Source organism: Neptuniibacter sp. QD37_11, assembly GCF_047778105.1.
In the GTDB taxonomy this organism is placed as follows: Bacteria; Pseudomonadota; Gammaproteobacteria; order Pseudomonadales; family Balneatricaceae; genus Neptuniibacter.
In genome coordinates this window covers 2,028,809-2,049,363 of sequence record NZ_CP180552.1, presented here as the reverse complement: position 1 = coordinate 2,049,363, position 20,555 = coordinate 2,028,809, and the positions used below count along the sequence as shown (strand labels likewise).

Genomic DNA, 20,555 nt, shown 5'->3' with positions numbered 1-20,555 from the left:
TTTAAACCTTTTGCGAAGCACGCTTAGTTTTAGCGGTTGCGATCGCTTCTAAAGGGTTGTCTGGCCAAGGGTGTTTAGGATATCGGCCTTTCATGTCTTTCTGCACATCTTTGTAGGCATTTTGCCAGAAGCTTTCTAAGTCCTGAGTGACCTGTAGTGGTCTTCTCGCAGGAGAAAGTAAGTGAAGCTGTAGTGCTACATGATGCGCAACTTTAGGTGTTTGGGTACAGCCAAACATCTCTTGTAGTTTTACTGCTAAAACAGGTGGATTTTGGCTGTAATCGATTCTGATCTTTGAGCCGGAAGGTACGGTAAATCGTTCCGGTGCTAACTCATCTAACTTCTGAGGCAGAGGCCAAGGGAGCATCGCTTGTAGCACGCTGTTTAGATTGATTTTCTTCAACTGCTTTAGTTGCGTGATGTTATCCAAATAAGGTGTCAGCCATTCTTCAAGATTGTCGAGAAGCCAGTTGTCGCTTAGATCTGGCCATTGATCTTGTGATTGCTTTTGAACTGCTTGGTGCAGAAAGATCACCCGCTGACGCCGTGCTTGAATATCATCATTCCAAGGTAAAAGGGATAACCCACGTTTCCTTATTTGATTGATGATAGCTGTTTTGATCGCCTCTGGTGAAGGGCTTTCTAGAGGGGCGGATTCCCAAACGAGCGTGCCGATTCGTTTTTGCTGCTCGGCACAGATACGATCTTGGGATTTGTCCCATTCGATCACTTCATGCTGCTGAATCAGCTCAGGAATGAATTGTTCAATCAACTCAGGATTCAGGGGCGCAGCCAGTTGGATCTGATCGTTCGTTTGGGTTTGTTTTCCTTGCAGGGTTGCAACGGTTATCCATGGATATTGGCTTAGTCTATCTTGATCGTAGAAGTTAGCCGCACGTCCATTATTGAGCTTATAAATGGTACTGTTCTGGCGTTGCTGTGCGATACGGTCAGGATATGCAAGCGCGAGCAAAACAGCTGCTTGTTCGTGATCTGGAATCTTATTTCCTGATGTATCGCTTGGAATATCTAATTTGGAGAGCATTCGATGGTAATGCTGTTCCTGTTTTTTGATACGATGCCAGACGCCTTTTTGAAAACTTGGTTTGGTAGCTAGCCATTCGAGGCGGCTATTGATATCTGCACTTTCATTTCTAAAAGGGTCGCGTTCCATTAAGAGCGCAGCGATACGACAGGCTTTGTCGGCTAAGCCCCAAGCTGAACCTTTTATAAGCATGTGACTGAGTCTTGGATGTGCAGGTAACTCAGCCATAAGCTGACCGTGAGCGGTTGTTTGCTTCTGTAAGTTTAGCGCGCCTAATTGGGTAAGTAGGGTTTGCGCTTGTTGGAAAGAACCTGCTGGTGGTTGGTCAAGCCAATTAAGGTCGTTTGTATCGGTAGTGCCCCAGCTAGCCAGCTGTAACGCCAGTGCTGTCAGATCGGCTTGTGCTATTTCCGGGTTATCGAACGCGCTCAGTTGTTCTTGCTGTCCTTCACTCCACAATCGGTAACATACGCCAGGGGATAATCGACCTGCTCGGCCTGCACGCTGTGTAGCGGAGGCAGAGGAAATTCGGCGCGTATGTAGGCGTGTCATTGCAGAGTTTGGATCATATTTGGCGACACGAGTTAAACCAGAGTCAATCACGACCTGTACGCCTTGGATGGTTAAACTAGTTTCAGCAATGTTTGTAGCTAGAACGACTTTGCGTTTGCCTTCATCACACGGATTTATAGCCTTACGCTGTTCTTCCAGAGTTAGATCGCCATAAAGTGGCGCGATAGCAATAGTGTTTTTCTCTGTTTGTGACAGCTGCTCGTTAAGTAGCTCTTCGACTTTACGAATCTCTCGCATACCGGGTAAGAAACACAAAATACTTCCGGTTTGCTCGGCTAGCGCTAGGGTGACGGTCTTGGCTATCTTATGTTCTAGCCATTCACCTTGAGAGGGTTCGCCACAATAAAAAGGTTTAACTGGGTAGCTACGACCTGAACTGGTTACAATTGGAGCATCACCCAGCAGCTTGGCGATTTTTTCTCCATCCAGCGTTGCGGACATTACCAATATTTTCAGCGCAGTTTCTTCACGGAAGTATTCTCTGGCTTCTAGCGTTAGGGCTAAGCCTAAGTCGGCATCTAAGCTGCGTTCATGAAACTCATCGAAAATTACAATGCCATAGCCTTCAAGGCCCGGGTCGGTTTGCAACATGCGAGTTAAGATACCCTCAGTCACAATTTCTATTCGGGTGTGTTCGCTGATACAGGTATCGAGTCGAACTCTATAACCAACGGTCTGGCCTGCTTTTTCATTAAGCATCTGTGCCATACGTTCCGCGGCAGCTTTAGCTGCTAAACGCCTTGGTTCTAGCATGAGAATCTTTTGGTTTCCAAGCCAGTCTTCCTGAAGCATAGATAAAGGTACTTGGGTTGTCTTACCAGCGCCTGGTGGAGCTTCAAGTACTGCTTCATCATGATTAGATAGAGCTAGAGATAATTCAGGTAGGGCAGAATGTATAGGTAGCAAGGTTTCATACTCAGAAAAACTGTTCGAGTTAAAGTTTAACAGTTTTTGCATAAGGGTTTGGTTCTAGGGAGCAGTGAAGCTACAATGAAGGAGCAAGTATTTTTGCCAATGATGTAATAACGGTAAGGAGCCTTAATGGCGGGTAATTTTAAAGGTCGCAGAGGCGGCTACAAAAAAACACCTAAGCTTTCTGGTCGCGGTGTCCTAGAAAAAGTTGAAACTGATGGTCCACATGTTGAATGGGTTGGCATGCCGCCGTACTACATTCATGTGATCACAGTAGATGGTGCGGAGTACTCTTATATGTCTCCAGATAAAGATCTAGAAATTGAGCTAGGTAAGAAAGTTACCTTCCGTTATAAAGAAACCAGCAAAGGCAATTTTGTTGATAAGCGTTCCTTAGGTGTTGTGATCGACCCAAGTGAACTAGGTTATTGAACCATTTTAAGATTTTTAAAAAGCAGCCAATAGGCTGCTTTTTTGTCTCTGTTCGTAGCGAATAATATTGAACAATTTCTGATTGCTATTGTCATTAGATGTATCTTTAATACATCGAAAGAGGGTGGTTGATACTATGTTGAGTAATGACAGAGTAGAACTTACGCTCATCGAAAAGCGTTACATAACGACTCGCTCGATTGAATTAACTTACAAGGGCGAAGATCCGATTCGTTATATCCCCGGTCAATTCTTTTCGATTGAGTTCACCTACCAAGGCGATATAAAGGCGAGAAGTTACAGTGTGGCAAATGGGGAACTACCCAATCCAGATAACAGATTACTCACTTTTGTTATTACTTTGGTTCCAGATGGCGTAGCCAGTGACTATTTTGCGGCTGCTGAGCTAGGTAGCACCGTTGCCGTTAATGGGCCTTTTGGCAATCTGATCTTACCTAAAGCTTCACCCAAGAGATTTGTCTTTATTGCTACAGGTGCAGGAGTGACGCCGTTTAGATCTATGTTGCCGGAGCTTCGAAACCGCATTGCTGAAAATCCTGAATTGGAAGTGATTGTTATACAAGGGGTTAGGAATAGGGATGAATTGCTCTACGACGATGAATTTTCCGAGCTTACTCAATTGACCGACCATGCTAAGTTTATTGCCTGCTATAGCCGTGAGGAGGGCGAGGCTCTTTCCGACAACGAGAAATCTGGTTATGTGTCTGACTTATATGTGGATTTGAATGCGAATCCTGATCAAGACATAGTCTACCTGTGTGGTCATCCGGACATGATTGATCAAGCCGTCAGTTATTTTGATCAGCAGGGGTTTAAACCCGCCAATCTTAAGCGCGAGAAGTACCAATTCTCTTTACTATAAATGTTTTTCTAGAGGTTAACGAAGCTGGTGTATTCAAGAGGCGGTAAAACGGAAGCTATGTACTATTCTGATTAGAGAGGTAATTCAGAGAGGGAACAGCATGCTTCAGGAATTTCGGCACATCCGTTTACAAACAACGACTGATATCGACTATATTTTATCGCCTGACAAAACCGCAACGCCTGCCAGTTTATATAGCCCAGCCTTTGATGTATTCACCGACTTTACTGAAGTAAAGCCTGTAACAGTTCCTGAGTCTTTACCTATTCAAGAAGCGCTTGAGTATATGAAGAGTCAGCACGTGCGGTTGCTCTTTGTTTTGGATAACCAAGATAATTTTACCGGTATTATTACGGCGTCAGATGCCGCAGGTCGAAAAGTCATGGCCTTTATGCAGCGTGATGGAGTCAGTCGAGATCAGGTTCAAGTGCGACATATTATGTTGAGTAAATTGAACATGAATGCGCTTACCTATGAGCAGCTCAAAGGTGCGCGGGTAGGGGACATCATGTTGACCCTTAAAGGTTCGGGAGATCAGCATGTAGTGGTCATTGATGAAAGTTCAGCGGGAGTCCTTAGAATTAGGGGGATAATCTCGGCTAGTGACATCTCAAGGCGACTGAAAATCGGCTTTGATGTGATGTACGAATCGAAAAGCTTTGCGGAAATAGAACAAGTGATTCGCAGTGGTGAAGGAGCTTAGTTTTAAAGCATAAATCTAATGCTGGACTTGGAATTCTATTACTGATTATACTTCGCGCCTTTACTGTACTAGGCACTGCTAGAGTACTTTGTCTAACCCAATTGTGTGGTGCAATTGCGCATGATTTTACCAAACCAATTTAGTCCCGATGCTGCTAATAAATTGGAAGCATTAACTCAGACTAAACCCACTCCTTTTTTAGCTTTAGACCTTTCAGTTATCGAAACTCGTTTTGCTGAATTGAGTAACGGTTTTCCTAAAGCAGACGTGTTTTACGCGGTGAAAGCTAATCCAGCTAATGAGGTGATTGAGTTATTAGCTAAAGAGGGGTCTAGCTTTGATATCGCTTCCCCGCAAGAGTTAGACAAAGTACTGCAGTTTGATGTTGCGCCAGAACGTATTAGCTACGGTAATACGATTAAGAAGTGTTCTGCAATTAAGTACTTCTATGACCAAGGCGTGCGCTTGTTTGCAACCGACTCAGAAGCGGATCTACTAAATATAGCAAAATATGCGCCGGGTTCAGATATCTATATCCGTGTGCTCACTGATGGCTCAGAAGGTGCTGATTGGCCTTTGTCACGTAAGTTTGGTTGTAACCCAGAAATGGCAATTGAACTGGCCGTACTTGCGCGTGATTTGGGTTTAAACCCTTATGGGGTTTCCTTCCATGTGGGTTCTCAACAGCGTGATATCGATGTTTGGGATGGCGCTATTGCCAAAGTCAAAGTGATCTTTGAGCGTTTGGTTGAAGAGCATAGCATCCGCTTACAAATGATCAATATGGGCGGTGGTTTTCCTGCGACCTATATACAGAAAACCAATGAATTTGAAACCTATGCGGAAGAGATTACGCGCTTTCTAAAAGAAGATTTTGGTGAAGAGCTACCAAGAATTATCCTAGAGCCTGGTCGCTCGTTGGTGGCTGATGCTGGAATTATCGTATCAGAAGTGGTGTTAATCTCTCGAAAATCTTCTACAGCCCTAGAACGTTGGGTCTATACCGATGTAGGGATGTTTAACGGTTTGATTGAAACTTTGGGTGAGGCGATTAAATATCCGCTATCTACTTTGAAGTCAGGGCCTGAAGAGGAGGTGATTCTTGCTGGCCCTACCTGTGATAGTTTAGATATCATGTATGAGCAGCATAAATATGAGCTGCCGCTATCTCTAGAGATCGGTGATCATATCTATTGGTTCTCTACCGGTGCTTACACCACCAGTTATAGCTCGATCGAGTTTAACGGTTTCCCCCCTCTGGATTACTATATTTTGTAATCTTGGTCGCAGTATTTAGGTACTGCGACTAAAAATATCCTTTTTGAATCAAGCTTCTGCGCATAAAAACTGCAAAACAGGTTGTTCATCCTCTCCCAAACAGCTATCTTTTTGGTATGCAACTTTTATCGTCTGGTTGAGTGGAGAGTAGTGGATGTCGGATAAACAGATTCAAGCTCGCTATGGTGCTGTTCTGGAAGCAACAGCGGATGTAGTGATGGTACTTGAACCAACAGGTTTGATCATGGCGTGTTCTGCAGGTGACGCAGGTTGGTTGGATGCCGATGCGATAATGGGGCGTAAGCTCGAAGATATTTTCCCTGCTGATATCAGCGGCAATATAACTGCCGCTGGGGTTAAATCGATTGAGAAGAAAAAATCGATAAAGACTTACATCCAATTAAGACCTGAACATGTACCAGTGCTTAAAGAACAAGGTTTAAGCGAAACGAAATGGATGGAGCTTCGTTGTTCAGCTGCGGGCGATGAAGTCGTCGCTGTATTTCGTGATATCTCAGCACAGCGTAGGTTGGAGAGACAGGTTACCAATCAGGCTCAACGTGACCCACTAACGGGCGCATACAATCGTCGTGCATTAAGACCTGTACTGGAACAAGCCATTGCCCAAGCGCAGCGCTATGACTGGGTTTGTAGTCTAATGGTTATTGATGTTGATAATTTTAGTGACCTGAATGACAGATACTCTTGGGATTGTGGTGATCAAGTTTTACAACAGTTAGTGACCTCTATCCATGGTATGAAACGTACTTCAGACTTCCTTGCACGATACGGTGATGATCAGTTTGTAATGTTTATGCCGGAAACGAATCATGAGCAGGGTATGGCTGCTGGTAATCGTGTGCGTAAAATGATGGAAGAGATGGAAATCCCTTACGCAGCTGGCGATGTTAAATTTACTGTCAGCGTGGGCGTTGCAGCGCTAGATGGTCTGGAAGATGATCCTGATAACATGCTTAGACGTGCAAATGAGAATCTATTTGTAGCTAAGCAAAGTGGTTGTAACCGTGTTGAAGGTGAAGGATAACAGCGAGCTCGCTTTCTTTTTACAAAGGGAGCTTGTTAGCTCCCTTTTTCTTTCTCTGTAAATCTTAGAAAATTTTGAGTAAATAATGAAATACATTCCGTTGGAAAAATACACCAAAGCTTGGATCTTTCGTCACAGGGACTTGCCTGTTTCTGAGGAAGATCTTGCGCAGATTAATCCGCTAACGGAAAGTCGTGCAGAGCAGATCTGGTCAGAGCATGTAAGTAGAGGTTGCTCACATCCGGAGCATTTCGGCGAAGGGGATTGGGCGGCTAAAGATAAAAACTGGTCTGAGAAGGACTTTTGGCAGAGTGCATGGGATGCCCAGTCTAACGACATGCCTGAATTGTTATCGACACACCTAGCGGAGTGGGATGACAACATCACCGTGTATTTCTGTTACCAAAGTGATCACATCATTGAAACTAAGTGGGGGGTATTCCGTCGTCATTGGAAAAACTTCCTCTTTTTCGATAATGGACCGTTATTATTAGGCCGCAAACGTAAGCAAGTAGCTCAATTCTTTGATAATGGTAGTTATCGATTAGGCCTTCGTTCGTAACCGTCTAGGTTCACGAGGAGTGGAGCATAGTTTCGCAAAATTATGCTTCACTTTTCTTTTTGAAAATCTTCTTCCCTAAAAAGTCCATTCCATCATTACCTCATGTTTAGGCTGTGCCTTGATGCGCCTTTTGCTTCTGTATCACTGCTGCGTAGTAAACGGTCAGTAGTAGTCGCTTTTAAGTCTTAATCTTAATGAAAATTAACTGCAATATTATTAAGTGAATGTTCAGTATCTAAAGATAAATATAAGAAATCATTGTTCAAACAAGTTGTATTTTTTATTAAAAAGATAAAAGAATACGATGTAATAAAATTGTAATTTGATTTGGCTTAAGGTTTATTCATTTTTACCAATCTTTGTTTGAATTTTATATCTTTATATGTCAAAAATAGACTCTTAATATGTTTACTTACTATGACTTTATTCCTTGCATTTTGTAAGTGATACGAGGTCCGTAGTAGTACTAAAGTTCTGATTTTATCAGATATATCAGAGTGAATTAGTACAGTATTAGAGAATTTTAAATCAGCTGGAAGGCAAAGAACTCAATGAGCCTACGGCTTTAGTCCATGAAAAATTGACCTAAGTGTGAAAAACACACTCGATACTATATTTTTTGGTACTTCTTCCATTTTGGAATACGCTTATCATTAACATATGGATTGGGGAATCTATGTTTTTAAGCCTCATAGGTTAATATTTTTCATAACCCCTTTTGTTTGAATTTATGTAATTTGGTCATACCTCTTGGGTGTTTATCTTTAACAAGAATTTTTTCCCCTCTAGGTAACAGGACTCACTTTTCAACGGAGTGTTTTAGTGCAAGATATGGAAAGCCTGATTCTACAGCTAAAACAGCAGCCAGCACTTCAAGAGAAAACGGTGTTAGCTATTGAATGTACATGGGATCGGCTGTTACAGGAACTGGACGAGTTACTATGCCAGTTAGGTTTTACTTCCTTCACTTATTCAGTGTTGACCCGTCAGCATATTGAAGGTTTATCTGATCATCAAAAGCAGCGTTGGGAAAATGGCTTTGATATTGTTGGCTCACTGCCAGATGCAGTAGTTAAAGCTTATTACCGAGATGTTGCTCATGCAGACCCTTTATGGAAAGAACTGCCAGAAGCACGTACACCACTTGTAGTAAATAATGCTGAGGGTGGCGTTGGTTTGCACGCGGAGACGTTTTGGAAGCAGAATAATATTTCTTCTCGTGTCTACGTACCGATGTCAGGAGCAAGCGATAATTATTGGTTCCACTATTTTGGTCTTTTTCATAGTCTGCCTTCAGGAGAGTTCGAAGAGTTCTTCGATTCGGTTAAGGAGTGGTTAGTGCCTATTTTGGCTCGCTATCACTCTTTGCTGCAGGTTGTCTGTGAGAAAGAACAAAACCCATTCCTTAAGCAGGAACTTCTGTCGCACACTTGTCGTCAGATTATTCAGATGACTGCTGAAGGTATGGCGGTGAAAAGAATTGCTGATAAGCTTGCGTTGACTGAGGAAGGGATTACTTATCATATTACGCGAGCTAAGCGAGTATTTGGAGCGCGCAACAAAACTCAGCTCGTAGCTATCTTGTATGAAGTAGGCCTTTTGTAACCATAAGCTATCAATCAAGGTTGATAGCTTATGCGCTTGCCGAAAGTTAGAGCGTCGTCTTCGTATTCTGTAGGCTGGTTTTCAACTGCAACCTGATCAACAGGTTTTCCGCTAAAATCTCCACCACTGATTATTTCCCACTCGTTGTCATGTTTGTGTAAGTAGGCGTAACAACAACAGCATTTATACAACTCACTACCTTTCAATTCACTAATCTTTTTCAGTGCAGAGTGCGGTTTGTGATGCAGTACAAGGCTGTAACATAGCGTACATGCCTTTTCCATTAGCTTGATCCTCCATGATAAGGCTATCAATAAATACAAATTAGCACAGGGTTTTGGATTTGAAGCTAAGAAAAATTCCTATTTTCTGACAAGGGTGCGATTTATTTATAAGACAGCCAAGCAGAGCTAGCAGCATTTTTTTGCAATCGGTATGATTACTTCAACTAAGTTTTACTTATGCTATGGCCTTTAATTAGGTTCCAAAATCCTAATCTAGGAGATGATTTTTACGGCGCTAACATTTGTACCATGTAAAAAATCTCTCCTTTTTAATAGAGAACTCTCTGTATGCAAATTGCTGAAAATCTAGTGGGCTATATCCACTACACTCTTAAAAATGAAGAAGGTGAAGTTCTAGACTCTTCTCAGGGGCAAGAACCGTTACCATTCGTTTGTGGTGCTAACAATATCGTACCTGGTTTGGAAAAAGCGCTAATCGGCAAAACTGTTGGTGATAAGTTGGATGTGGTTGTAACCCCTGAAGAGGGTTACGGTGATGTGCGAGAAGAGCTAGTGCAAAACGTTGATCGTGCTAATTTCCAGGGTATCGATGATATTCAGGTTGGCATGCAGTTTATGGCCGAAGCGCCTTGGGGGCAGCAGCCAGTAACTGTTATTGCGATTGAAGAAGATGGTGTTGTTCTTGATGGTAACCATCCTTTAGCTGGTCAAACACTTACTTTCAGCGTTGAAGTAACAAATGTTCGTGAAGCGACAGAAGAAGAGCTTTCTCACGGTCATGTTCACGAAGGTGGAGAAAGCTGCTGCGATAGCGGTGATTCTTGCTGTGACTAATATGTCAGCTTGCTAAATATTAAAGCCCGGTTTCTACCGGGCTTTTTTGTGTTGATCTAATCGATATAGCTCTCTAAAAACTGATTTTTGACTATCATTAATCTGAATGTATTGGTGTTACGTATCTCTGTTAACTCTATTTGAAAATCCGCAAGCATTGATCTGGAGGTTTTTTATGAACATAGAGCAAATGGGTATGTTGAAGCAGCAGGCACGAATTAGAGGTGTTAATTTTATCGAATCTGGATGTGGTCCAATGGTTATCGAGGTGGAATTTGATGATCATGATCATCGACAAAAGGAGTTGATTAAAGATCAGGAAGGTAAAGTCGTCACTTGTCACAACGTGAAAGAGGGTTACGATATATGCCTTAAAGCGGGGATCCATGAAGCCAATCTTGTTCAGATTCAGACACATGATGAGGCCTGTAGTTCTGATTTTGCGGATTATCATCAGGACTCTATCCCGCTTAAATTTTAGCTCTCTGATAGGATAAGCTCGTGCAGGGGCAAAGCCAAACTGGCATAGTTATAACTCAGGGAAATGGAGTTAAGCACTTATGCGCGAAAAGCTAGATCAGATCGTTGAAGCAGTCAGTCAGGTTTTATATGGAAAAGAGGTCCAGATCAGGCAAGCTTTGACCTGTTTGATTACAGGAGGTCATCTGCTGATCGAAGATCTGCCTGGTATGGGCAAAACAACATTGTCCCATGCTTTAGCTAAGGTTCTCGGGCTTGATTACCAAAGAATCCAGTTCACTAGTGATATGTTGCCTGCTGATATTTTAGGGGCATCTATTTTTGATTCGGCTAATGGTCAATTTATTTTCCATAAGGGGCCGGTATTTGCTCAGCTTTTATTGGCAGATGAGATAAATCGTACAACACCAAAAACACAAAGCGCTCTGCTCGAAGCAATGGAAGAAAGGCAAGTTACGGTTGAAGGGCATAGTTACGAGCTCCCGCAACCTTTCTTTGTGATTGCCACCCAAAATCCTATCTCTCAATACGGAACGTTTCCGCTTCCTGAGTCTCAGTTAGACCGCTTCTTAATGCGGATCCATCTTGGATACCCTTCTTTAGAAGCTGAAAGAGAGTTGTTACTAGGTGGTGATGCGCGTAAGAAAATTCCGGATCTACAGGAGCAACTTGACCTTAGTGAGTTAGAACAGATCAGAGGGGAGTGCGCTCAAGTTTCTGTATCTGGAAGTGTGTTGGATTACATTCAAAGGCTGGTTAAGTACAGTCGAGAGTCTACAGAGTTTGAATATGGGATATCGCCGCGAGGCAGCTTGGCTCTGCTTAACACTGCTAAAACCTGGGCTTACATTAGTGGTCGGGATTATGTGATTCCGGAAGATATTCAATCTTTGCTTGCTCCGGTTTTTGCCCATCGTCTTCGCTCCTCAGAAGATTACATGGACCAGAGTGGCACTGCGCTGGTTCGTAAGTTACTGAGTGAGGTTGATGTGGTTGGCTGAGCAGTTGAATAGTCGATTTCAAGTGTGGGTTGATAAGGTCGTTAGCGCTAGGCGGCCTAAAGGTCATTCCATTCTTTTAAATCAAAAGCGTATCTATATTTTTCCGACTGCTTCAGGTTGGAGTTTTCTCTTTCTTTGTATTCTCCTTTTTTTTATCGCAACGAATTATCAAAACAACCTTATCCATGCGGTTGCGTACTTGTTGGTAGCCCTTGGCGTGCTAACCATACATTACACCTATCTAAATCTATCAGGGTTACGAATCACTGCGCTAAGGGGTAAAAATTGCTTTGCTGGTGATTCAACTTACCTTTCGGTACTGCTGGAATCAGAAAATAACCGGAACTACGAAACTATTCAGTTGAACTGGAAGGGGCAGCCTGAAGAAACCGTTCATCTTGAAAAAGAACAAGCGCAAGAAGTTGAGCTAAATCTGACTACCCAGAAACGAGGGCGTCTAAAGCCCGGTCCACTGAAGATAGAAACCACCTATCCATTTGGTTTATTAAGGGCTTGGAGTTGGATTGAGTTGGATCTAGATATAGTCGTGTTTCCAAAACCTCAAAAAGGCCCGCGGCCTGATTTGAACAGCGGCGATCAAGACAGTCATTCTGGGGATAAAAGGGCTGGTGATGATTTCTTTGGTTTGGAAGAGTATCAGCCCGGTCAGTCAACCAAACATATCGCTTGGAAGCAATATGCTCAGGGGCGAGGGTTGTTAGTTAAGCGCTATGTTGGACAGCAAAGCCGTCAGGTGTGGTTGAATTGGGAGTCTTGGCCAGATCTTTCTATAGAGCTTAGGCTTAGCGTGATTTGTTACTGGGCGATTCAATTAGAGCATGAAGGAATCGATTTTGGGTTGATGTTACCGAATAAGAGAGTTGGGCCTTCATCAGGCCCGGATCATTTAGAAAAGGTTTTAACGGTGCTAGCTGTATTTGGAGGTGCGAATGGCGACACAGGCCATGCATAACCAGCAGCTAAGCCGCACGGCACTATTATGGCAGTTGATTAGTGTATTTGTGGTTGTTCTGCCTCACATTAGTCACCTGCCTGTTTGGGTGCCAGTTATAGTGCTGTTCACATTAAGCTGGCGAGTAATGGTCTTTATTGGCCGTTGGTCGTTTCCGGCTAAATGGTTTAAATCTGTTTTGGTTTTTGTCGCAGGCGCATCCGTTCTGCTCAGTTATCAAGAGGGTGGGGGGATTAGCTCTACCGTCTCTTTATTGGTAGTCGCCTTCTCGCTTAAGTTGTTGGAGATCTACAAACGGCGCGACGCACTGGTTGTTCTCTATGTGGCATACCTCATAGCGGCATCCATTTTTCTTTTCACGCAAACTATCTGGATGGCCATCTACACATTTTTCTGTTTGCTTGTTGTAAGTACAGCTTTACAGGCAATACACATTCATCGTGCCATCCCTTTCTTTCAGCCGTTTAAGCGTACAAGTTTGATGTTTGTTCCAGTGTTCCCATTAATGATTGTTTTATTTATGGGTATGCCGCGTATCGATCCATTGTGGCAGATCAGTTTTGATAAGAGTGCAGCCAAAACTGGATTGTCAGACACAATGGCGCCGGGAGATATCACGCAGTTAACGCGTTCCGCTGAGGTGGCTTTTAGAGCAACTTTTGAAGGCGTTAAACCGCCCCAATCGAGCTTATATTGGCGGGCTATTGTGCTGCATGACTTTGATGGACGTAATTGGAGTAATAAAGAAGGTAGTTTAGTAAATAGGGATAAAGCCATTGAATCTGAGCGTTCTAGCACAAACATCAGCTATGAGCTCATTCTAGAGCCAACACAAGCGACATATGTACCTGCTTTGGATTATGTAAGTAATATACCAAGAGAGCTGGAATTTCGTGCGGGGAGGGTATTAGAAACGCGACTACCACTGGCTCAACGAAAACAGTTTTCTTTGGAGGCTAAGCCTACTTTTCTTATTGGGGCTGAACGAAACTATCAGAGTTTTTTTCAAGAGCTTAATCTTCCTGAGGGTAATCCAGATGCTATGGAATTGGCACGTCAATGGTGGCGAGAAACCGGTAATGAAGAAGCGTTTATCCAACGTATTCTCAAGTTCTTCAATCAAAGCTTTATTTACACGCTCTCTCCACCTCCTTTGGGTGTTAATACAGTAGATGATTTTCTCTTTAAAACTCAACGTGGTTTTTGTGGTCATTATTCAAGTGCTACGGCTTTTATGCTTCGTGCAGTTGGAATCCCCGCAAGAATTGTGACTGGTTACCAGGGAGGGGAATGGAACCATTATGAAAACTATCTATTGGTAAGGCAGTATGATGCTCATGCTTGGGTTGAGGCATGGCTTCCAAAAAAAGGTTGGATCAGGGTCGACCCAACTGCGGCAGTGTCTCCTGATCGTATTGAAGAAGCGTCTAGTGAAGTGTTATCCCGTGAACCTGAGTTCCTAAATGAAAGTCCATGGGAAAGCTTGGGTATCAAGAACGATGGTTTTCTAGCTTTATTAAGGTTGCGCATAGAGGGATTTAACTATGCTTGGCATCGTTGGGTTTTGCACTATCATCATCGACAGATAGATCTGCTACGTGATCTGTTAGGCGAAGTGACTGCTTGGCGTTTAGTGTTATTATTGCTTATCCCGTTTGCCATAGTGATTACAATCACAATGTTGTTAATGGCTCGTTCAAGTGCTGCGTCACCGCAAGATCCTTTTGACTCAAACATTGCCCGCTTATCTAATGGATTAAAATCTAAAGGTTTACAACGATCTAAAGGTGAGACGGTAGGTGATTACTGTTTGAGATTAGCTAATGTACGGCCTGATTTAGCTGATGTTTGTGGTCAAATTGCGAAGCAATACGAATGTGTTAAATATGCAGCTAAAGGTAATGGCCCGACAGTTTCTGAGTTTTCAAAGTCAATAGATCAATGCTTGATTTCTTTCCGATAATTCAAAATTTGAGTGTGGCTAGTCTGCTACGTAATAAGGGCAGAGTTTCTTTTTCAAACCATGGGTTTTTCTTCAACCAGATCTGATTTCTAGGTGATGGGTGAGGTAAAGGAAAAAAATGATCAGGGGCTTTATCTGCATTTTTTACCCTTTCTGTCAGGGTCTTCTGTCCTGCTGAGGCTTCCACGTGTTTTAGGTAGTAGCGTTGAGCATACTGTCCGATTAGCAGGGTTAATTGGATCGAGGGCATCTCATTTAATAGGCGCTCATGCCAAGTCGGTGCACATTCTGGTCGGGGTGGGTTGTCTCCTGAGCGTCCCCTTCCTGGATAGCAGAACCCCATAGGTACGATTGCAACTTTGTCAGCATCGTAAAAAGTTTCTTTGTCTATTTTAAGCCAATCTCGTAATCTATCGCCGCTGGGGTCATCCCAAGGTATGCCTGATTGATGCACTCGACTACCAGGAGCTTGGCCGATAATTAGGAGCTTTGATTTAGCGGATGCTTGAACTACAGGGTGTGGCCCTAAAGGGAGCTCTTTTTCGCAGAGACTGCAGTTTCTGATTTGTTTAAGCAGTTGATCCAATTATTAACCCCCGTTGCCTATATCGTTACTATCGTTTGTCTTTAATAAACAGTCCAATCCTAATGAATGAAACTATAGAGCAGTACAAAATAATTAGAAGTGCGCGCAGGAAAACAGCGGCTATTCAGGTGGATGAAAAGGGCGTATCTGTGCGTGTTCCTGTTTGGGTGACGGATCGATGGGTTCGAGATTGGGTTAATAAAAAACAGGATTGGATAGCTCGCCAACAGGCGGTTATGGCACAAAATCTTGAGTTGTTTTGTTTGAAAACTGAAAAAGGCGCTAAATTTTCATTTCTGGGCAAAGAATATGTTCTAGATTGGTGCGAAGGGGATCGGTGGGATGTCCATATTCAGGGTGATACGTTACTCGTGATAATGGGTAAGCGGAGGTCAAGTAGCAAAGTAGACTCTGAACGAGTAGAGGCTTTTTTGAAAAAGTGGTTTAAAGAGCAAGCAGTACAGATTATCTCGGAACGAGTTTCGTATTGGGCCCATAAGATGGGTGTTCAATATAATTTATTGAAATATAAGAGTTTTAAGCGAAGATGGGGTAGTTGCTCTGCGCGAGGTGAAATTACCTTGAACTGGCGACTAGTATTTGCAGATAAAAATATTATAGATTATGTGGTTATTCATGAGTTATCACACCTCACTCATTTAAATCACAGTCCTAGATTTTGGGCCCTAGTTGAAAAGTACTGCCCAGATTGGAGAGAAAAGCGTTCTTATCTTCAATCAAAAAATGCTTGGGTTCTTTGGTGACTGTTTGTTTGAATTGTAGAATGGTTGTGTTATTTTTGAAGTGATTTCATAGTGTTAACAAACCATGCAGGGCCAGTTATATAGGCTATGCTGTTTGGAAAAGGAGTTTTAGCACTATTTAGCCAATTGAGATGGCACAGGCAGCTATAAAAATAATGAGAGCGAAAATGAGCCTATACAAGAGTATCGAGAAATCTATATTCAATACGTTGACTAAGAAGATCTTAGGTAACGTTCTGTTCTTACTTTTACCCCACATCGTTTTACTGGTTATTGGTTACTACCACTTTGAGAAGCTTGAAGAAGGCCTCTCTGGAGTTGAAGCCGCTGCTGTACCTGTAGAGCTTATTCAGTCCCATCTGGATTCCTTTGGCTTTTACGGTGCTTTAACGGTTGGATTCGCTCTTATTACAGGTATTGGTACCATCTTCTTTATGCGTCACCTATTCCTGCGTCCAATTAATGAAATGACAGATATTTTGAAGGCGATTAAGGATAAGGATGGTGATATCTCAGCGACGCTACCTGAGTATACTTACGATGAGATCTCAGAGATGGCAGAAAGCTATAATGGATTCTCTTCTAGCTTAAAAGCAATGATTGCGGAAAGCCGTCGTCGTAGTGTAAGCGTTGCACTTAGCTCAACTCGATTACAGAAAGTTCTTATCGAAGCGCAAGGTTCAGCCTCTCAACAAGAAGAGCAGGCACAGAAAGTCTTCCAATCATCTCAAGAGGCCACCCAAGCCATTGATAATATTGCCGGCAGTACTCTTGAAATATCTGAACGTAATACACGCAATCTTGATGAAATTCGCACCTCAAGTAACGAACTTGGACGGGTACAGAATCAGGTTGAAGCGATTAGAGAGCAGGTGACTGATTTTCAAGAGACGGTTCATCAGCTTGAGATTAATTCCCGTAACATTACTGAGATCCTGGGTATGGTTAAGGATTTCTCAGATCAAACTAACCTGTTGGCGCTTAACGCATCGATTGAGGCCGCTCGTGCAGGTGAAGCGGGTCGTGGTTTCTCGGTCGTAGCCGATGAGGTACGTAATCTGTCTCAGAAAGTTAGCACAGCAACAAGCGAGATTGATCAAAACATTAGTCAGATGTCTTCTTTAGTAGGTAGTACACGAAACAGTGCTTCTACGATTTTGGAGTATGTTGGCTCTACAGAAGAGTTTATCGGTAGCACAAATGATCAATTCCACGGATTGGTCAGTGACTTTGAAGAATTAAACAGTCAGTTAAGTAGTATTAGTGCTGCCATTGACGAGCTGGCTTATACAAACCGTGAATCGCATAATCATGTTTCAGAAATTACCAACATCTCTACATCAATGCATGGAGAGATTGAGCAATCACGTCGCTTCTCTGAAGAGCTAGAGCACTCGACTGAGGAAACACAGGAACTGCTTTCTCGCTTCATCATCGGTTACGGTGGTTTTGAGGGCATGATCCAAACGGGTCGTCAGTGGAGTCAGCAGGTTCAAGATGCTTTGGAAGAGTTAAGCAATCGTGGTTGTAACATGTTTGATACTAACTACGTCCGTACAAATGATGGTCAGATGCCGGAGAAGTACGACACAAGTTATGCTGATCAATACGAAGCGATGATGCGTCCGTTATTCGATAGCTTTATCAATCAGCGTTCTGAGTTTATCTATGCTATTGCAGTAGATCGTAATGGTTATGCAGCAGCTCACCACACTAAAGTGTCGGAGCGCATTACGGGTAACTTTGAGGTAGATAACTTGAAGAGCCGTAACCGTCGAATCTTTGCCGGTAATCGTGCGGAAGTTCGTCGTGCATCTTCTACAGCGCCATTCTTACTGCAGACCTTCATCCGCGATACTGGGGAAATCTTGAATGACCTATCGATTCCTCTGTATATTAATGGTCAGCACTGGGGGGCTTTGATCATGGGCTTTGCCCCAGAAAACTTGCTTGATGATAAAAGTTAAATGATTAAAGACATAAAAAAACGCGGTTAATACCGCGTTTTTTTATGTCTGCTTACCCGATTACAAGTCGTAATCTGTTACCAGTTGTTCTACCAGTTGCTTTACCGTGTCGTATGATAGTGGCTTGCTACAGATGGCTGAAACACCTGCGCTTTGCACGGCTGCTAATCGACTTTCATTTTGCTCGCTAGTTACCATCAAGATTGGAACCGTCGGCTGATCACTATCGCTTCGAATATGCTCCACAAGCTCTTTGCCGTCTACATTGGGCATGTTGTAGTCAGTAATGATCAAATCATAACGACTGCCGTTAGAGATAAACTCTAGGGCTTCAGAGCCATCTTTTGCAGTATCAACTGACTGAATAGAAAGCGAGTCCAGCATCTGCTTGATGTAGTTGCGTGACATTTTACTGTCATCAACAATCAAAACTCTAAGCGCATCATATTCTTCCCTGTCACTGTCATTTTCAAAATCAGTGATGTAATCAAGCGTGCTTCTGAGAGCCATATCCATCTCTTCGCGGCTAAACGGCTTTGGCAGAATGCCAATGGCTCCTGCTTGGCGGATGGGCTCAAGATAGCGATAGTGGGTTTCAGAGGAGATTAAAAGAAAAGTGATGTGCTCTAAAGCGCCTAATCCACGCATCTGGGTCACAAGGTCTGTCCCTGTCATGTCTGGCAAATGCATGGAGGATAAAACTAAATCGGGTGGAGAAGATAGCATATGCTCGAGGGCCGGTTTAGCTTCCGAGAATTCCTCGATATTGTTAATGCCGAAACTGTTTAGATGGCCGATGATAATGTGGCGCTGAACCTTAGACGGTTCGATTACAGTGACATATATACTGCTTAATTCCATATCCTAATCCATTCACTGGTAACTTAGTGGGAGTCGCTAAGGGATAGATAGTTACCTAAAGTTTAGATCATGACAGAGATAACCCTAACAGAAAAGTGGTGAATACTGCTTTATTTTAATATTTAGTAATGTTTTTGAGTGCTTGATCCGAAAGTCGCTTTTTTTCTGGACTGCTGGTCGTTTTTTATCCGTATTACCTCCTGTTTCTGTTTGAATGTTGTGCCTTAAAGTTAATCATTAGCTTTTTAGTTGGAACTTTTTGTTAGTTGCCTGAATGATTTTGTCATATTGCTGTTCGATTGGGTCGCATTCAGGTTAGATATTGTCTAATCGATTTAAGTTGTAGCTAAATATTCAAGCTTAAATTAGGTAACTGTCTGATAAGTATTGGATAACCATTTGTAGGTCATTGTTTCTTGTGTGGGTTTTAGGTGGCTAAAAGTGTCTTCAAAGTTCATGGAGTTAAAGTACAGTTATTTATGTCATTAAATTAACGACATTAAGGAATTGTTTGCATGCTAATGCAGCTTGATCTAAATCAGTAAACTCTTATGTTTCGATGTTGTTTGTTTAATTAGGGGCGTAGGATAGGAAGAGAGAGGTAAAAAAACGGATTGATTTCTGCTTTTCGACCTCATGTGTTCCAAGCAAAAAAGGTCAGAGTAATGTGCCCAAATGGAAACGCCGATCTAACTAGGAGTTTGATTCTTAATGCTGCAACTCGCATCATCAGTCAAGATGGATTACAAGCGCTGACAGCGGGCAAGTTGATTGCAGAGGCAGGGGTTAGCAAGGGAGGGCTCTATCATCACTTTCGTACAATGACGGAAGTTGAAATTGAGGTACTCCAGCTGCTTTCTAGTAAGTTGCTCCTAACATTGCAGGGCTATCAAGCTCCGCAATCTAAGGAAGAATTCCTCGATCGGGTAGAGTCAGAGCTTTTTGATTGTTTAATTAGCCATGATGAAACTGCGCGAGCATTGTTCGGATATGTTTCGTCGTCTGTTTTTAACCAGCAGATACAAGTGCTATTACGCCAACTTCAGGATGATATCTCTCTACAGCGATTGCAGGTTCTTCAAAAGGTTAGTGTGGGAACGTCTACTGCATCGCTGCAGAATACAGTGCAGATGATTGCAACCATTCAAGTGGGTTTAATGATGCGATTTTATGTGTCTGAGGATCCTGTAAGTGTTAGGAATTACTGGAGAGCTTGCCGATCTTCGCTTGAGGGATTATTAGGGTTCAAAGAACAATCGAACATGAGTTGGGAGATCGTTCAGGCACCACCTACACCAGTTTCTTCTATCTGCTCCTAAGTAAATGAATAGACCTTGCAGCGCTGCCTGCAAGGTCATATTTCTCTTATTTATTGATTTGAAAGTTGCTCAGTCATTTGCGTTTTCAAAGTCGAAACGAACTTGTCGCTGTCTTTAAGTGCTTTAATCTCAAGCTTATCTTCATTCTCTTTTAGGTAAAGCGTGATGATCTGCACCATGTTTTCTTTGTGTTGGTTAATCTCTTCGATCTCGCGAAATGTAACGCGCGTTTCTGTCTCTTCAGATGGTACCTTTAAGAGGATTGATTTAGGTGCAATCTCCACAGACATATTTTTCATTTGATCTTTGGTTTGTTCTAGGTGGTGTTTGTACCAACTAGCTAAGATCAAACCTACACCGAGAGGGGCGAGAAGATAGATCTTGGAAAGGTTCATCATCATCAACATGAGCGCAGCGCCAACAAAGCCTAACTGGCAGTTTGTTAGTAGTGATAATTTTTTCTCAAAGAACTCTTTGTCCCAGTGATAAATAGAATCTGATTTGTCCACGCTATTACCTCTCAA

Annotated in this window: 20 protein-coding genes; 15 read left to right on the top strand and 5 right to left on the bottom strand. The window is 42.7% G+C overall.

The genetic code is table 11. The annotated features are described in order from the left end of the window. Nucleotide 1: 1 nt before the first annotated feature. Nucleotides 2-2,575: an ATP-dependent helicase HrpB gene (hrpB, locus tag ACMXYT_RS09360; RefSeq protein WP_415898449.1), complete on the bottom strand. Its 2,574-nt coding sequence runs from the start codon at nt 2,573-2,575 to the stop codon at nt 2-4. A gap of 84 nt (nt 2,576-2,659) precedes the next feature. On the opposite strand from hrpB, the gene ACMXYT_RS09355 reads away from it, so the two are divergent. From ACMXYT_RS09355 to ACMXYT_RS09325, 7 genes are all read left to right on the top strand, one after another. Next, nucleotides 2,660-2,962 carry a hypothetical protein gene (locus ACMXYT_RS09355; protein ID WP_415898448.1) on the top strand — a complete coding sequence of 101 codons (303 nt, stop codon included), beginning with the start codon at nt 2,660-2,662 and terminating at the stop codon, nt 2,960-2,962. Nucleotides 2,963-3,098: 136 nt separating this feature from the next. Further along, nucleotides 3,099-3,845, top strand: a complete 747-nt coding sequence (locus ACMXYT_RS09350) for an FAD-binding oxidoreductase (protein WP_415898447.1) — start codon at nt 3,099-3,101, stop codon at nt 3,843-3,845. Nucleotides 3,846-3,945: 100 nt separating this feature from the next. Further along, the gene (locus ACMXYT_RS09345) at nt 3,946-4,548 is read left to right on the top strand and encodes a CBS domain-containing protein (RefSeq protein WP_415911360.1); all 603 of its coding nucleotides are present in this window, start codon (nt 3,946-3,948) and stop codon (nt 4,546-4,548) included. A 120-nt stretch (nt 4,549-4,668) separates the two neighbouring features. Next, a complete protein-coding gene (locus ACMXYT_RS09340; protein WP_415898445.1) occupies nt 4,669-5,826 on the top strand; it encodes a type III PLP-dependent enzyme in 1,158 nt (385 codons plus the stop codon). A 154-nt stretch (nt 5,827-5,980) separates the two neighbouring features. After that, on the top strand, nt 5,981-6,871 hold the full coding sequence (locus tag ACMXYT_RS09335) for a diguanylate cyclase (protein WP_415894171.1): 891 nt from the start codon (nt 5,981-5,983) through the stop codon (nt 6,869-6,871). Between the two features lie 85 nt (nt 6,872-6,956). Further along, on the top strand, nt 6,957-7,433 hold the full coding sequence (locus ACMXYT_RS09330; RefSeq protein ID WP_415911359.1) for a DUF2947 domain-containing protein: 477 nt from the start codon (nt 6,957-6,959) through the stop codon (nt 7,431-7,433). Between the two features lie 831 nt (nt 7,434-8,264). Further along, on the top strand, nt 8,265-9,038 hold the full coding sequence (locus ACMXYT_RS09325; protein ID WP_415901110.1) for a helix-turn-helix domain-containing protein: 774 nt from the start codon (nt 8,265-8,267) through the stop codon (nt 9,036-9,038). 14 nt (nt 9,039-9,052) lie between these two features. On the opposite strand, the gene ACMXYT_RS09320 is transcribed toward ACMXYT_RS09325, so the two are convergent. Beyond that, entirely contained in the window at nt 9,053-9,322 is a 270-nt protein-coding gene (locus ACMXYT_RS09320) for a hypothetical protein (RefSeq protein ID WP_415898443.1), read from the bottom strand. Between the two features lie 288 nt (nt 9,323-9,610). On the opposite strand from ACMXYT_RS09320, the gene ACMXYT_RS09315 reads away from it, so the two are divergent. From ACMXYT_RS09315 to ACMXYT_RS09295, 5 genes are all read left to right on the top strand, one after another. After that, nucleotides 9,611-10,117 carry an FKBP-type peptidyl-prolyl cis-trans isomerase gene (locus ACMXYT_RS09315; RefSeq protein ID WP_415898442.1) on the top strand — a complete coding sequence of 169 codons (507 nt, stop codon included), beginning with the start codon at nt 9,611-9,613 and terminating at the stop codon, nt 10,115-10,117. Between the two features lie 175 nt (nt 10,118-10,292). Then, nucleotides 10,293-10,598: a hypothetical protein gene (locus tag ACMXYT_RS09310; RefSeq protein WP_415898441.1), complete on the top strand. Its 306-nt coding sequence runs from the start codon at nt 10,293-10,295 to the stop codon at nt 10,596-10,598. A gap of 79 nt (nt 10,599-10,677) precedes the next feature. Then, on the top strand, nt 10,678-11,598 hold the full coding sequence (locus ACMXYT_RS09305; RefSeq protein WP_415898440.1) for an AAA family ATPase: 921 nt from the start codon (nt 10,678-10,680) through the stop codon (nt 11,596-11,598). After that, entirely contained in the window at nt 11,591-12,571 is a 981-nt protein-coding gene (locus ACMXYT_RS09300; protein WP_415898439.1) for a DUF58 domain-containing protein, read from the top strand. The genes ACMXYT_RS09305 and ACMXYT_RS09300 overlap by 8 nt, the downstream gene beginning before the upstream one ends. After that, entirely contained in the window at nt 12,549-14,534 is a 1,986-nt protein-coding gene (locus ACMXYT_RS09295; RefSeq protein WP_415898438.1) for a transglutaminaseTgpA domain-containing protein, read from the top strand. The genes ACMXYT_RS09300 and ACMXYT_RS09295 overlap by 23 nt, the downstream gene beginning before the upstream one ends. A 1-nt stretch (nt 14,535) precedes the next feature. Here the strand turns inward: ACMXYT_RS09295 and ACMXYT_RS09290 are convergent, their stop codons facing one another. Then, complete coding sequence (locus ACMXYT_RS09290) at nt 14,536-15,120, bottom strand: uracil-DNA glycosylase family protein (RefSeq protein ID WP_415898437.1); 585 nt, start codon at nt 15,118-15,120, stop codon at nt 14,536-14,538. Nucleotides 15,121-15,182: 62 nt separating this feature from the next. Here ACMXYT_RS09290 and ACMXYT_RS09285 point away from each other — a divergent pair, with 62 nt between their 5' ends. Beyond that, a complete protein-coding gene (locus ACMXYT_RS09285; RefSeq protein ID WP_415911358.1) occupies nt 15,183-15,884 on the top strand; it encodes a M48 family metallopeptidase in 702 nt (233 codons plus the stop codon). Nucleotides 15,885-16,051: 167 nt separating this feature from the next. Further along, a complete protein-coding gene (locus ACMXYT_RS09280; protein WP_415898435.1) occupies nt 16,052-17,851 on the top strand; it encodes a methyl-accepting chemotaxis protein in 1,800 nt (599 codons plus the stop codon). Between the two features lie 60 nt (nt 17,852-17,911). Here ACMXYT_RS09280 and ACMXYT_RS09275 read toward each other — a convergent pair whose 3' ends face one another. Next, the gene (locus ACMXYT_RS09275) at nt 17,912-18,712 is read right to left on the bottom strand and encodes a response regulator (RefSeq protein WP_415898434.1); all 801 of its coding nucleotides are present in this window, start codon (nt 18,710-18,712) and stop codon (nt 17,912-17,914) included. A gap of 665 nt (nt 18,713-19,377) precedes the next feature. On the opposite strand from ACMXYT_RS09275, the gene ACMXYT_RS09270 reads away from it, so the two are divergent. Further along, nucleotides 19,378-20,031, top strand: coding sequence for a TetR/AcrR family transcriptional regulator (locus ACMXYT_RS09270; protein WP_415911357.1), 654 nt, complete (start codon nt 19,378-19,380; stop codon nt 20,029-20,031). Nucleotides 20,032-20,081: 50 nt separating this feature from the next. Here ACMXYT_RS09270 and ACMXYT_RS09265 read toward each other — a convergent pair whose 3' ends face one another. Further along, complete coding sequence (locus tag ACMXYT_RS09265; RefSeq protein ID WP_415898432.1) at nt 20,082-20,540, bottom strand: hypothetical protein; 459 nt, start codon at nt 20,538-20,540, stop codon at nt 20,082-20,084. Nucleotides 20,541-20,555: the final 15 nt, after the last annotated feature.

What these genes read in the sequence shown, in the direction of transcription:
- hrpB (WP_415898449.1), bottom strand. Translation starts at nt 2,575, where the DNA reads ATGCAAAAACTGTTAAACTTTAACTCGAACAGTTTTTCTGAGTATGAA.
- ACMXYT_RS09355 (WP_415898448.1), top strand. Translation starts at nt 2,660, where the DNA reads ATGGCGGGTAATTTTAAAGGTCGCAGAGGCGGCTACAAAAAAACACCT.
- ACMXYT_RS09350 (WP_415898447.1), top strand. Translation starts at nt 3,099, where the DNA reads ATGTTGAGTAATGACAGAGTAGAACTTACGCTCATCGAAAAGCGTTAC.
- ACMXYT_RS09345 (WP_415911360.1), top strand. Translation starts at nt 3,946, where the DNA reads ATGCTTCAGGAATTTCGGCACATCCGTTTACAAACAACGACTGATATC.
- ACMXYT_RS09340 (WP_415898445.1), top strand. Translation starts at nt 4,669, where the DNA reads ATGATTTTACCAAACCAATTTAGTCCCGATGCTGCTAATAAATTGGAA.
- ACMXYT_RS09335 (WP_415894171.1), top strand. Translation starts at nt 5,981, where the DNA reads ATGTCGGATAAACAGATTCAAGCTCGCTATGGTGCTGTTCTGGAAGCA.
- ACMXYT_RS09330 (WP_415911359.1), top strand. Translation starts at nt 6,957, where the DNA reads ATGAAATACATTCCGTTGGAAAAATACACCAAAGCTTGGATCTTTCGT.
- ACMXYT_RS09325 (WP_415901110.1), top strand. Translation starts at nt 8,265, where the DNA reads ATGGAAAGCCTGATTCTACAGCTAAAACAGCAGCCAGCACTTCAAGAG.
- ACMXYT_RS09320 (WP_415898443.1), bottom strand. Translation starts at nt 9,322, where the DNA reads ATGGAAAAGGCATGTACGCTATGTTACAGCCTTGTACTGCATCACAAA.
- ACMXYT_RS09315 (WP_415898442.1), top strand. Translation starts at nt 9,611, where the DNA reads ATGCAAATTGCTGAAAATCTAGTGGGCTATATCCACTACACTCTTAAA.
- ACMXYT_RS09310 (WP_415898441.1), top strand. Translation starts at nt 10,293, where the DNA reads ATGAACATAGAGCAAATGGGTATGTTGAAGCAGCAGGCACGAATTAGA.
- ACMXYT_RS09305 (WP_415898440.1), top strand. Translation starts at nt 10,678, where the DNA reads ATGCGCGAAAAGCTAGATCAGATCGTTGAAGCAGTCAGTCAGGTTTTA.
- ACMXYT_RS09295 (WP_415898438.1), top strand. Translation starts at nt 12,549, where the DNA reads ATGGCGACACAGGCCATGCATAACCAGCAGCTAAGCCGCACGGCACTA.
- ACMXYT_RS09285 (WP_415911358.1), top strand. Translation starts at nt 15,183, where the DNA reads ATGAATGAAACTATAGAGCAGTACAAAATAATTAGAAGTGCGCGCAGG.
- ACMXYT_RS09280 (WP_415898435.1), top strand. Translation starts at nt 16,052, where the DNA reads ATGAGCCTATACAAGAGTATCGAGAAATCTATATTCAATACGTTGACT.
- ACMXYT_RS09275 (WP_415898434.1), bottom strand. Translation starts at nt 18,712, where the DNA reads ATGGAATTAAGCAGTATATATGTCACTGTAATCGAACCGTCTAAGGTT.
- ACMXYT_RS09270 (WP_415911357.1), top strand. Translation starts at nt 19,378, where the DNA reads ATGTGCCCAAATGGAAACGCCGATCTAACTAGGAGTTTGATTCTTAAT.